This is a genomic window from Pseudomonas sp. P7758, assembly GCF_013386485.1.
Classification (GTDB): domain Bacteria; phylum Pseudomonadota; class Gammaproteobacteria; order Pseudomonadales; family Pseudomonadaceae; genus Aquipseudomonas.
This window is the reverse complement of record NZ_JACARS010000039.1, coordinates 1-11403: the sequence shown is the minus strand read 5'-3', so window position 1 is coordinate 11403 and position 11403 is coordinate 1. Positions and strand designations below refer to the sequence as shown.

Below are 11403 nucleotides of genomic sequence, written 5' to 3'. Positions count from 1 at the left end.
GCAAAAGCACCTTGCTGCGGATCGTCGCCGGGCTGGAAAAGGACTATCAGGGGGAACTGCTGCAAGGCGGTGGTGAGGTCGCGTTTGTATTTCAGGAGCCACGCCTGATGCCGTGGCTGACGGTGGAGCAAAACATTGGTTTCAGCGATGACGTTGGCTATGACAAGGCCTGGGTCGCGCAGTTGATCGATGAGGTTGGGCTTACGGGTTTTGGCCAGGCGTTGCCCAAGGCGTTGTCTGGCGGGATGGCGCAACGGGTGGCGATTGCTCGCGGGCTGTATTCACGGCCGCAGGTGCTGTTGCTGGACGAACCGTTCAGCGCGGTGGATGCGTTTACCCGCATGAAGCTGCAGGACCTGCTGCTGCAATTGGCCGAGCACCACGGGATCGCCCTGCTGCTGGTGACTCACGATGTGGACGAGGCGCTGTACCTGAGTGACCGGGTGTTGGTGATGGATAACCGGCCGAGCAGTATTCGCCAGGAGCTGGCGGTGGAGCTGGTGCATCCGCGGGATCGGCGGGATCCGCTGTTGGCGCGGCTCAAGGCACTGGCGTTGACTGAGCTGCAACGGGCGCATGTGATCTGAAAGGCACGTGTTGAGTCCGCCCAAAATCAAAAGCTAAAGCGNNAACGCGGAGCTCTCAGGTTCTTCGCGAGCAAGCCCGCTCCCACAAGGATCGCATCAAGCAGCCGATTTACGCGGCGTCAACGTCACCCAATACTGCGTACGGGACTGCACTTGCAGCGGCATCGTCGACGCCAGCAACGCAAGAATTCGATTGGTATCAGCCAACTGAAAACTCCCAGTGACCCGCAGCGCTTCAAGGCTCGGGTCCCAGCGCAGCACACCCGGCCGATACCGCTCCAGCTCCCGCAAAAAATCACCCAAGAGCTGGTTCTGCGCAGTCAGCACACCGTCGCGCCAACCCAATTGCAACACATCAAACCCCACCGCAGCGCCCATCCCCGACGCCTGCAACCGTGCCTGCTGCCCCCCCTGCAATGTCGCCACTTGCCCACGCAGGTCCTGCACCTGCACCGCGCCCTTCAACACCGACACCAAACACCCGGAAGACAACTGCCGCACACACACTTCAGCCTGGCTGACGATCACCTGGCCATAACGCGTCTGCACCGTCAGCGCACCAGCCCCCGGCACCGTCAACGCCATCTCCCCTTCCACCAGCGTCACACGGCGCCGGGCCGTATCCACGTCCACCGCGCTCGCGGTATTCAGTTGCAGGCTGCTGCCATCCAACAGCGGCACTCGCTTGCGTTCGCCAGTAGCGGTGTGCAGGTCGGCGCGCCACACGTCGATAGGCAATTGCCGGCTGAGCAACCACGCGGTTGGCAACAACGCGGCGACGCCCAAGGCACGCTTGAGTACTGCACGCCGTCCCGGTTGCGGTCGATCGAGGCTGGCCATGGCCAGCGCTGGCGGCAAGTCGGTAAACCGCTGGCGCAGCGATTGGGCTTTTTGCCAGATCTGCTCATGCTGGGGATGGCTGTCACGCCACTGCTGCAGGCGGGCGTGATCACGTTCGGTGGCGCTGCCGGATTCCAGCAACGCCAGCCACTGCGCCGCCGCCCGGGCGAGATCCGGCGCAGCACGGCTCACAGTTCCACCAGCAGGCAATGCTCGTAAGCCTGGGCCATGTAGCGCTTGACCGTACGCTCGGACACCTTGAGCCGCTCGGCAATCTCCCGATAGCCGAGTCCTTCCAGCTGGCTCCAAAGAAACGCGCGGCGCACTACCGCCGGCAAACCGTCGAGCAATTCATCCAGGGCTTGTAGGGTTTCCAGCAGCAACCAGCGTTGCTCCGGCGACGGCACGCAAGCCTCCGGCAACTGCATCAACGCATTGAGATACGCCTGTTCCAGACTGCGCCGCTGGTGAAAATTCACCAGCAAGCGCTTGCCCACCGTCACCAGATAGGCCCGGGGCTCCTGCAATTGCGCAATCGGCTGCGCGCTGGCCAGCACCCGCAGGAACGTGTCCTGACTCAGGTCGGCCGCATCCCAGGCGTTGCCCAATCGGCGCCGCAGCCAGCTTTCGAGCCAGCTGCGGTGGTCGCGGTACAACGTGTGAAGGCTGGGTTCAGCGAGGTGCGTCGGCACTACAGCATCATTCATGGCAAGTAACCTGCGCGGCGCGAGCCAGTCTCAAATGAGATTCATTCTATTTAATAACCTGCCGGCGTACCACGTTCTTTTGCACACGATGTTTAAAGCATTGCGGCCTTTTGCCTGAGCATGTCGATAAACAACCCCAACTCGCGGCTCACCGGGTCGCCCTTGCGCAGCAGCATCCCGAACGGTGCCAGTTGCACCTCCAGCACCACCGGCAAGGCCACCACGAGGCCCATTTTCAAGTAATCCCGCAGGGCGCTTTCCGAGAGCACCATGATCGCGTCGGTGAGTTGAATCAGTTGCTGCATGGAATACACCGAACTGCACTCGATAATGTCCGCCGGCTGCGGCAAGGCCAGGTGTTGCAATGCTTCATCAAAACCAATGCGCGCCGGGCTGGTTTGCGGTTGCAGAATCCACGGCCAGTCACTGACCAGTTCCGCCAGCGGCAGATGCTCGCGCTGGGCCAGGGGGTGGCCGGCGTGCACCACCACCAGCATGCGTTCGTTGCCCAGGGGCTCAAAGGTGTAATGCTCACTGTCGGTGGCGGCGTTGCGCCGGGCGATGGCTAGGTCGATGCGGCCTTGCTCCAGCAACTGGATCACCTGGTCGCTGGTATCGCCCATGATGCGAATGCGCATCTGCGGGTTGAGGGTTTTGATCTGCGCAATGGAGTCCATCACAAGGTCCGGCGCCGCGCCCATGATGGTGCCGATCGACAAATACCCGTAGCCGCCCTGCTGGCGCATCATCAGTTCCTCGGCGCAGCGGTCGAGGCCACTCAGCGCCGACTCGGCAAAGCGGATCAATTCCTTGCCCAGTGCCGTCGGGCGCATGCCCCGGGGCAGGCGCTCGAACAGGTCACAGGCAAACATATCCTCGATCTCGCGCAACATGCGCGTCGCCGCCGGCTGCGACATGTTCAGGCTTTGGGACGCACGGTGCAGGTTCTGGCTGGAACTCAAGGCCACCAGCATATGCAGATGCTTGTAGCGCAGTCGGTTGAACAGGCTGCGGGAGATTGCGGGACTACTCATTTTTTTCCTTGTTATCGATACCCTGAGGTTATCAGTTGTAAGCGAGATTCGATTTGTAGCGTATAGATGGAGCGCCGTACAGTCCTTCCCATAAGAACAAAACAACTGGACTGAACAATGAAGACCCTGCCTGCGTCCTTGCTCGCCAAGATTTCCTGGCGGCTGCTGCCCTTTCTGCTGTTGATGTACATCATGGCCTTCCTCGACCGCGCCAACGTCGGGTTCGCCAAGCAAGCCTTCCAGGCCGACACCGGCCTCAGTGATGCCGCCTTCGCCTTTGGCGCCGGGGTGTTTTTTGTCGGCTATGCGCTGCTGGAAGTGCCGAGCAACCTGATCATGCATCGCGTCGGTGCCCGCCTGTGGATGTGCCGGATCATGGTCAGTTGGGGCCTGGTGTCCGCCGCCATGATGTTTGCCCATAACGAAACCAGCTTCTACCTGTTGCGCTTCCTGCTGGGCGTGGCCGAAGCCGGATTTTTCCCCGGGGTGATTCTCTACCTCACCTACTGGTTCCCCTCTGCCGTGCGCGGCAAGGCCATGGGTTTCTTTTACTTTGGCGCGCCCCTGGCCTTCATCTTCGGCAGCCCGCTCTCGGGCCTGTTGTTGGAGCTGGACGGGTTCTCTGGGCTGCACGGCTGGCAATGGCTGTTCGCGGTGGAAGGCCTGATGGCCACCGCGGTTGGCATCTGGGCCTACTGGTACCTGGACAACCGCCCCGCCGATGCCAAATGGCTGAGCGTTGCAGAGCGCCGCCAGATCCAGGACCTGCTCGACCGCGAAGACCAGCACAAAACCTCTCACGGCCGTAGCCTGCTCACTGTGCTGTGCCAGCCCAGCGTGCTGTACCTGTGCCTGGTGTACATGTTGATCCAGGCCAGCGTTTACGGCGTGGTGTTCTACTTGCCAACCCAGGTCGGTGGGCTGCTGGGGACCAGGGTCGGCTTGATGGTGGGCCTGGTCTCGGCGATTCCCTGGGTCTGCGCGCTGTTCGCCGCGTGGTGGATTCCCGGCTATTCCGACCGCACCGGCGAGCGCCGCAAAACCGCGTCCCTGACCCTGTTGATGGCCGCCGCCGGGATCGCCTGCTCGGTGACCTTTGCCAACCCGCTGCTGGGCATGCTCGCCCTGTGCTTTGCCGCCTCGGGCTTTATCGCCGTGCAACCGGTGTTCTGGACCTTCCCGTCCAGCTACCTGGCCGGCAGCGCAGCGGCCGCCAGCATCGCCCTGATCAACTCCTTCGGCGCCCTCGGCGGTTTTATCGCCCCGGTGCTGAAGAACTGGGCAGAAACCGCCTTTCACTCCCCTGCGGCCGGCCTTTACCTGCTGTCCGCCACCACTGTAGTCGCAGCCTTGCTGGTACTCGGTATCCATTCCCCAGGCCATAAAGCGACGAACACGCCGGCCACTGTTTAATCAAGGAGTCACACCATGGGCAATCTCACAATCAAGCACGTGCGCGCCTTTGTCCTGCGCGGCGGCGGCGCGGACTACCACGACCAGGCAGACGGCCACTGGATCGACGATCACATCAGCACCCCCATGAGCAAATACCCCGAGTACCGCCAGAGTCGCCGCAGTTTCGGGATCAACGTACTCGGCACGCTCGTGGTCGAAATCGAGGCCAGCAACGGCACCGTCGGGTTCGCCGTGACCACCGGTGGCGAGCCCGCCGCCTATATCGTCGAGAAGCACCTGGCGCGCTTCCTGGAAGGCGCCCGCGTCACCGATATCGAAAAAATCTGGGACCAGATGTACCAGTCCACCCTGTACTACGGCCGCAAGGGCCTGGTGATCAACACGATCTCCGGTGTCGACCTGGCGCTGTGGGACCTGCTCGGCAAAATCCGCCAGGAGCCGGTGCACCAGTTGCTCGGCGGCGCGGTGCGTGACGAATTGCAGTTCTACGCCACCGGCGCCCGCCCGGACCTCGCACAGAAGATGGGCTTTATCGGCGGCAAGATGCCCCTGCACTACAGCCCGTCGGAAGGCGAAGAAGGCCTGCGCAAAAACCTCGAGGAACTGGCGACCATGCGCGAACGGGTCGGTCCGGACTTCTGGCTGATGCTCGATTGCTGGATGAGCCTGGACCTGAACTACGCCACCAAACTGGCGATCGGCGCCCATGAATACGGCCTGAAATGGATTGAAGAAGCGCTGTCGCCCGACGACTACTGGGGCTATGCCGCCCTGCGCAACAACGTGCCCAAAGGCATGTTGGTCACCACCGGCGAACACGAGGCTACCCGTTGGGGCTTTCGCATGCTGCTGGAGATGGGTTGCTGCGACATTATCCAGCCGGATGTGGGCTGGTGCGGCGGCCTCACCGAGCTGGTGAAAATCTCGGCCCTGGCCGACGCCCATAATGCGCTGGTGGTGCCTCACGGCTCGTCGGTCTACAGCTACCACTTCGTCGCCACCCGCCATAACAGCCCGTTCGCCGAGTTCCTGATGATGGCGCCCAAGGCCGATGAGGTGGTGCCGATGTTCCACCCGCAACTGCTCGGTGAGCCGGTGCCGGTGAATGGCCGCATGCGCCTGTCGGTGCTCGACAAGCCCGGGTTTGGCGTGGACCTCAACCCCGATTGCCAACTGCATCGTCCGTATAACCGCTGAGGATTCCTGCCATGAACATGCCCCACAACGCTTTCAAGGCCGCGCTGCGTAAAGACGCCGCGCAATACGGGATCTGGGCCGGCTTCGCCACCGCCTATGCCGCCGAGATCGTCGCCAGCACCGGTTATGACTGGATGCTGATTGACGGCGAACACGCCCCCAACACCGTGCCCAGCGTGCTCAACCAGCTCCAGGCCGTGGCTCCCTACACCACCGCCCCGGTGGTACGCGCGGTAAGCAGCGACGCCAACCTGATCAAGCAACTGCTGGACGTCGGCGCCCAGACGCTGATGATCCCGATGGTCGAAACCGCCGAGCAAGCCCAGGCCCTGGTGCGCGCGATGCGTTATCCGCCCCACGGTATTCGTGGCGTTGGTGGCGGCTTGACCCGCGCCACCCGCTGGGACGGCGTGTCGGATTACCTCAACACCGCCCATGAACAGCTGTGCCTGATCGTGCAGGTGGAGTCGCGTCTCGGCGTTGAAAACGTCGCGGCGATTGCGGCGGTGGAAGGCGTGGACGCGGTGTTTATAGGCCCCGCCGACCTGTCCATCGGCCTCGGTCACGCCGGCAATCCCGGGCACCCCGAGGTACAGGAGCGCATCCAGTACGCGGTCAATGCCACGCTGGCGGCCGGCAAGGCCTGCGGCATTCTCGCGCCCAACGAAGACGACGCCCGCCGCTATCAAGCCTGGGGCTGCCAGTTCATTGCGGTGGCCATCGACATCAGCCTGCTGCGCCAGGGTGCCATGTCGACCCTGGCCCGCTATCGCCCAGCCGCCGACGCCAAGGCGCCGTCACGTACCTACTGAGGAGCCAAGCATGTCATCCGTACCGGTCTACCAGAACTTCATCAACGGCCGCTTTACCCCGAGCGATGCCCACCTGGATGTGTTGAACCCGGCTACCGGCGTCCTGCTGTCGAAGGTCCCGGCGTCCACCTCCGAAGACATCGACCAAGCCTTGGCTGCCGCACATCATGCGCAAAAAGACTGGGCGCGCAAACCGGCGATCGAACGTGCCGGGCACTTGCGCCGCATCGCCGCCAAGCTGCGGGAAAACGTCGCCCACCTGGCGCGCACCATCACCCTGGAGCAAGGCAAAGTCAGCGGCCTGGCGGAAGTGGAAGTCAACTTCACCGCCGACTACCTCGACTACATGGCCGAGTGGGCGCGCCGCATTGAAGGCGAGATCATCACCAGCGACCGCCCCAATGAAAATATCTTCCTGTTCCGCAAACCCCTGGGTGTGGTGGCCGGCATCCTGCCGTGGAACTTCCCGTTCTTTTTGATCGCCCGCAAGATGGCCCCGGCGTTGCTCACCGGCAACACCATCGTGATCAAACCCAGCGAAGAAACGCCGAACAACTGCTTCGAGTTCGCCAAACTGGTGGCCGAGACCGACCTGCCGGCCGGGGTATTCAATGTGGTCTGCGGCGATGGCCGCGTCGGTGGCGCCCTCACCGCCCATAAGGGCGTGGACATGATCAGCTTCACCGGCAGCGTCGCCACCGGCTCGCGGATCATGGCTGCCGCCGCCCCCCATATCACCAAGCTCAACCTCGAGCTGGGTGGCAAGGCACCTGCCATCGTCCTCGCCGATGCCGACCTGGACCTCGCGGTAAACGCCATTCGCGACTCGCGGATCATCAACAGCGGCCAGGTGTGCAACTGCGCCGAACGGGTGTACGTGGAGCGCAAGGTGGCCGACCAGTTTATCGAGCGCATCAGCGCCGCGATGGCCGCCACCCGCTACGGCGACCCCATCGCCCAGGCCGATGTGGAGATGGGCCCGCTAATCAACCGCCAAGGCCTGGACAGCGTCAATCGCAAGGTACGCACCGCCTTGAGCCAGGGTGCATCGCTGGTCACCGGTGGACAGATCGCCGACCTGGGCCAGGGCTTTCACTTCCAGCCGACGGTATTGGCCGGTTGCCACGCCGACATGGAAATCATGCGCGAAGAAATTTTTGGCCCGGTGCTGCCGATCCAGATTGTCGACGACCTGGATGAGGCCATCGCCATGGCCAACGACTGCGACTACGGCCTGACCTCCTCGATCTACACCCGCGACCTGGGCAAGGCGATGCAGGCGGTGCGCGAATTGTCGTTCGGCGAAACCTACGTCAACCGCGAGAACTTCGAGGCGATGCAAGGCTTTCATGCCGGCGTGCGTAAATCCGGGATCGGCGGCGCCGATGGCAAGCACGGCCTGTACGAGTACACCCACACCCATGCGGTGTACTTGCAGAGCTGAAGTGGTGCAACGGGCCTTGGCGCGGTAGCGTGCGGGCCCTTCCCCATCCATTGTTCCGAAGGATTGCGCTATGCCCCTTACCCCTTACAGCGGGCCGATCATCGACAGCCATTTGCACCTGTTCGACCCGCGCCGCCCCCAGGGTATTCCCTGGCCCGAGCCGGGAAACGCGCTGTATGCCGCACATTTGCCGGCGGATTATTGGCCGCTGGCAGGCGAACATAACGTGATCGGCGCGATTGCCGTGGAAGCCAGCCCGTGGCGCGACGACAACCGCTGGTTGCTGGAGACCCTGCGCAGCGACCTGCGCATGCTCGGTTTCGTCGGCAACCTTGACCCGCTGCACGGCGACTTTGCGGCAGACCTCGATGCCTTGGCCCATGAACCGCTGTTCCTCGGTTTGCGCTACGGCAACCTGTGGGACCGCGATTTGCCAGACGACCAGAAGCGCCCCGGCTTTATCGAAGGCCTGCGCCGCCTCGCCGAATACGGGCGTGGCCTGGACAGCGCCAACCCCAATCCGCGCTTGATCAAAGGGCTGCTGCATTTGAGCGATGCCTTGCCCGAGCTGCGCATCATCGTCGATCACCTGCCCAATGCCAGCGTGCCCGCCGGCGAAGAATCCGCGTATCACGCCGACCTGATGCGCCTGGCAGAGCGGCCGAATGTATTTGCCAAACTGGCGGAAATCCCCCAGGTCGGCCCGCAGGGTCTGATCCTTGACCCGGCGTTCTACAACGACCGCCTGGCCGTGCTGTGGGAAGCCTTTGGCGAAGACCGTTGCTTCTTCGGCAGCGACTGGCCCAACAGCGATCACCTGGCCAGTTTCGCCACCACCCTGGGCCTGGTGAAAGCCTGCATGGCGGGCAAACCCGAGGACGTACAGGGCAAGTTTTTCCTGCACAACGCGGTGCGCATCTACAGTCCTACGCCACCCCACGGAGGCAAGTAATGCAGACCCGAGCCTTTCGCATGAACCTCAACCCCGGTCAGCACGCCGAGTACCGTCGACGCCACGATGAGATCTGGCCCGAACTGGCCCAGGCCCTGCGTGATGCCGGCGTGGTGGACTACCGGATCTTCCTCGACGAGGCCAGCAACGCCTTGTTCGCCGTGATGACCCACGAAGAGCGGCACGGGCTCGACGCACTGCCGGGCACCGAGCTTATGCAACGGTGGTGGCAGTACATGCAAGACATCATGCCCAGCCAGCCGGACGCCTCGCCCGTCAGCGTGGATTTAATCCCGATGTTCAGCCTTACCCCAGGCTGAAACAGCGCGCTACCACAACAATAAAAAAGGATTCGACTACGTGGAAATCATTCTCTTCGGTGTGATTCTGCACTTCATCGGCGGCTTCGCCTCCGGCAGCTTCTACATCCCCTACAAGAAAGTCCGCGGCTGGGCCTGGGAAAGCTACTGGATCACCGGCGGCCTGGTGTCATGGCTGATCGTGCCGCTGATTGCCGCGCAACTGACCGTGCCCGGCTGGGCCGACATCCTGCGCCAGGCCGACAGCAGCACCTTGCTCTGGACCTACCTGTTCGGCGTGCTCTGGGGCATCGGCGGGCTGACCTTCGGCCTGACCATGCGCTACCTCGGGCTGTCCCTGGGCATGTCGCTGGTACTGGGCCTGACCTCGGCCCTTGGCGCCTTGATGCCGGCGCTGTATCGCGACCTGTTCACCGACGCCACCGAAGGCACCCTGACCTCAATGCTCGCCTCCCAGGGCGGGCATTGGGTGCTGTGGGGCGTGGCGGTATCGCTGGTGGGCATCGCCGTGTGCGGCAAGGCCGGGCTGATCAAGGAACGAGAAGTGCCGGAAGCGGTGAAATTCGCCAGCATCAGCGAGTTTTCGGTGGCCAAGGGCATGCTGGTTGCGGTGATCTCCGGGGTGCTGAGCGCGTGCTTCAGCTACGGTATTTCAGCCGGGCGCCCACTGGCTGCCGCGGCTGTCGAGCATGGCGCCAACAGCCTGTTCCAGAACAACGTGACCTTCATGGTGATCATGTGGGGTGGCCTGACCACCAACGGCCTCTGGTGCCTGTGGCTGAACTGGCGCAACCGCACGTTCCACAACTACACCGACCGCAGCACTCCGCTGCTTGGCAACTACCTGTTGGTGGCGTGTGCCGGCACCCTGTGGTTCCTGCAGTTTTTCTTCTACGGCATGGGCGAAAGCCGCCTGCAGAACGACGCCAGTTCGTGGGTGTTGCACATGTCTTTCATCATCATCGTATCCAACTGCTGGGGCCTGTATTTCCGCGAATGGCAGGGCACCAGCGCCACCAACAAAGGCGTATTGGCCGCGGGTATCGCGGTGATTCTCGGTGCCATTGCCATGGTCGGTTACGGCAACTATCTCGGCTGAGGCCGCTTTTTTTCAGGAGTTCACTTATGTTACTTGCAGACAAAACCGTGATTATTACTGGCGCCTCCCGTGGAATCGGCCGCGCCGCCGCCAGGGAATGTGCACGCCAGGGTGCCCGTGTGGTCATCGGCCACAGTGGTAGCGGCCAAGGCACTGAAGCGGCGTTTTCGTTGATCGAGGAAATCAAGGCGTTCGGCGGCCAAGCGGTGGAGGTGGGCGGCGATGCGGCTGATCCGGACACCGGCGACAAACTGGTGGCCGGCGCGCTCAAGGCATTCGGCAGTGTGGATGTGTTCGTCAACAACGCCGGGATTTGTCCGTTCCACTCGTTTCTCGACATGCCGCGTGAGGTGTACCTGAAGACGGTCAACACCAACCTCAACGGCGCCTACTTCGCCGTGCAAGCGGCGGCAAACCAGATGAAAAACCAGGGCAAGGGCGGCGCGATCATCGCCGTCAGTTCCATCAGTGCGCTGGTGGGTGGCGGGATGCAGACGCACTACACGCCGACCAAGGCCGGGCTGCACTCGTTGATGCAGTCCTGTGCGATTGCGTTGGGGCCGTATGGTATTCGCTGCAACTCGGTGCTGCCGGGAACGATTGCCACCGATATCAACAAGGAAGACTTGGCCGACGAGGAGAAGCTGACGTACATGACTTCGCGCACGCCGTTGGGGCGCCTGGGTGAACCTGACGACGTCGCGGGGCCCATCGTGTTCCTAGCCTCGGACATGGCGCGGTATGTGACCGGAGCTTCGCTGTTGGTAGACGGGGGATTGTTTGTCAACTTGCAGTAGCGTTGGGGGGCATATCCGTTTTCTGGGTGTTGGCTGGTATGGGTTCCGCTCTTACAGCGGGTCAATTTTGAAAGGAGCCCAAAAGTACCCCACCACTCGGCACCTCGCTCAGGCTCGGTGTGCCCTCACTCCGGCAGCACGAAGCGGGCCGCCGCGACAGGGCGTCCCTGCCCCGTGCTACCTGCGTTCGGCCAGCGT

General features: G+C 62.8%; 12 protein-coding genes. 9 read left to right on the top strand and 3 right to left on the bottom strand.

Going from position 1 to position 11403, the window contains the following annotated elements; genetic code table 11:
• Positions 1 to 587 (top strand): ABC transporter ATP-binding protein (locus HX873_RS09635; RefSeq protein ID WP_177122614.1); only part of this gene is annotated, 587 nt, incomplete at its 5' end.
• 96 nt (positions 588 to 683) lie between these two features.
• Here HX873_RS09635 and HX873_RS09630 read toward each other — a convergent pair.
• From HX873_RS09630 to HX873_RS09620, 3 genes are all read right to left on the bottom strand, one after another.
• Positions 684 to 1619, bottom strand: a complete 936-nt coding sequence (locus HX873_RS09630; protein WP_008431320.1) for a FecR domain-containing protein — start codon at positions 1617 to 1619, stop codon at positions 684 to 686.
• Positions 1616 to 2134: a sigma-70 family RNA polymerase sigma factor gene (locus HX873_RS09625; protein WP_087693848.1), complete on the bottom strand. Its 519-nt coding sequence runs from the start codon at positions 2132 to 2134 to the stop codon at positions 1616 to 1618. Before HX873_RS09625 ends, HX873_RS09630 begins: the two co-directional genes overlap by 4 nt.
• Before the next feature lie 92 nt (positions 2135 to 2226).
• On the bottom strand, positions 2227 to 3168 hold the full coding sequence (locus HX873_RS09620; RefSeq protein ID WP_087693849.1) for a LysR family transcriptional regulator: 942 nt from the start codon (positions 3166 to 3168) through the stop codon (positions 2227 to 2229).
• Between the two features lie 117 nt (positions 3169 to 3285).
• Here HX873_RS09620 and HX873_RS09615 point away from each other — a divergent pair, with 117 nt between their 5' ends.
• The 8 genes from HX873_RS09615 (at position 3286) to HX873_RS09580 (ending at position 11205) form a co-directional block, all read left to right on the top strand.
• Positions 3286 to 4581 carry an MFS transporter gene (locus HX873_RS09615; protein ID WP_087693850.1) on the top strand — a complete coding sequence of 432 codons (1296 nt, stop codon included), beginning with the start codon at positions 3286 to 3288 and terminating at the stop codon, positions 4579 to 4581.
• Between the two features lie 15 nt (positions 4582 to 4596).
• Complete coding sequence (gene rhmD, locus HX873_RS09610; protein ID WP_008431312.1) at positions 4597 to 5781, top strand: L-rhamnonate dehydratase; 1185 nt, start codon at positions 4597 to 4599, stop codon at positions 5779 to 5781.
• Positions 5782 to 5792: 11 nt separating this feature from the next.
• Positions 5793 to 6593: an HpcH/HpaI aldolase/citrate lyase family protein gene (locus HX873_RS09605; protein ID WP_177039968.1), complete on the top strand. Its 801-nt coding sequence runs from the start codon at positions 5793 to 5795 to the stop codon at positions 6591 to 6593.
• 10 nt (positions 6594 to 6603) lie between these two features.
• On the top strand, positions 6604 to 8037 hold the full coding sequence (gene aldA / locus HX873_RS09600; RefSeq protein WP_177122613.1) for an aldehyde dehydrogenase: 1434 nt from the start codon (positions 6604 to 6606) through the stop codon (positions 8035 to 8037).
• Between the two features lie 70 nt (positions 8038 to 8107).
• Complete coding sequence (locus tag HX873_RS09595; protein WP_087693854.1) at positions 8108 to 8989, top strand: amidohydrolase; 882 nt, start codon at positions 8108 to 8110, stop codon at positions 8987 to 8989.
• Complete coding sequence (gene rhaM, locus HX873_RS09590) at positions 8989 to 9309, top strand: L-rhamnose mutarotase (RefSeq protein ID WP_102605251.1); 321 nt, start codon at positions 8989 to 8991, stop codon at positions 9307 to 9309. The genes HX873_RS09595 and rhaM overlap by 1 nt, the downstream gene beginning before the upstream one ends.
• Before the next feature lie 40 nt (positions 9310 to 9349).
• A complete protein-coding gene (gene rhaT / locus HX873_RS09585) occupies positions 9350 to 10408 on the top strand; it encodes an L-rhamnose/proton symporter RhaT (protein ID WP_102605252.1) in 1059 nt (352 codons plus the stop codon).
• A 26-nt stretch (positions 10409 to 10434) separates the two neighbouring features.
• Positions 10435 to 11205 (top strand): SDR family NAD(P)-dependent oxidoreductase, encoded by a 771-nt coding sequence (locus tag HX873_RS09580; protein WP_087693857.1) that lies wholly within the window; start codon positions 10435 to 10437, stop codon positions 11203 to 11205.
• Positions 11206 to 11403 lie beyond the last annotated feature (198 nt).

Coding starts and splice junctions, on each gene's coding strand:
- HX873_RS09625 (WP_087693848.1), bottom strand. CDS start 2,134: ATGAATGATGCTGTAGTGCCGACGCACCTCGCTGAACCCAGCCTTCAC.
- HX873_RS09620 (WP_087693849.1), bottom strand. CDS start 3,168: ATGAGTAGTCCCGCAATCTCCCGCAGCCTGTTCAACCGACTGCGCTAC.
- HX873_RS09615 (WP_087693850.1), top strand. CDS start 3,286: ATGAAGACCCTGCCTGCGTCCTTGCTCGCCAAGATTTCCTGGCGGCTG.
- rhmD (WP_008431312.1), top strand. CDS start 4,597: ATGGGCAATCTCACAATCAAGCACGTGCGCGCCTTTGTCCTGCGCGGC.
- HX873_RS09605 (WP_177039968.1), top strand. CDS start 5,793: ATGAACATGCCCCACAACGCTTTCAAGGCCGCGCTGCGTAAAGACGCC.
- aldA (WP_177122613.1), top strand. CDS start 6,604: ATGTCATCCGTACCGGTCTACCAGAACTTCATCAACGGCCGCTTTACC.
- HX873_RS09595 (WP_087693854.1), top strand. CDS start 8,108: ATGCCCCTTACCCCTTACAGCGGGCCGATCATCGACAGCCATTTGCAC.
- rhaM (WP_102605251.1), top strand. CDS start 8,989: ATGCAGACCCGAGCCTTTCGCATGAACCTCAACCCCGGTCAGCACGCC.
- HX873_RS09580 (WP_087693857.1), top strand. CDS start 10,435: ATGTTACTTGCAGACAAAACCGTGATTATTACTGGCGCCTCCCGTGGA.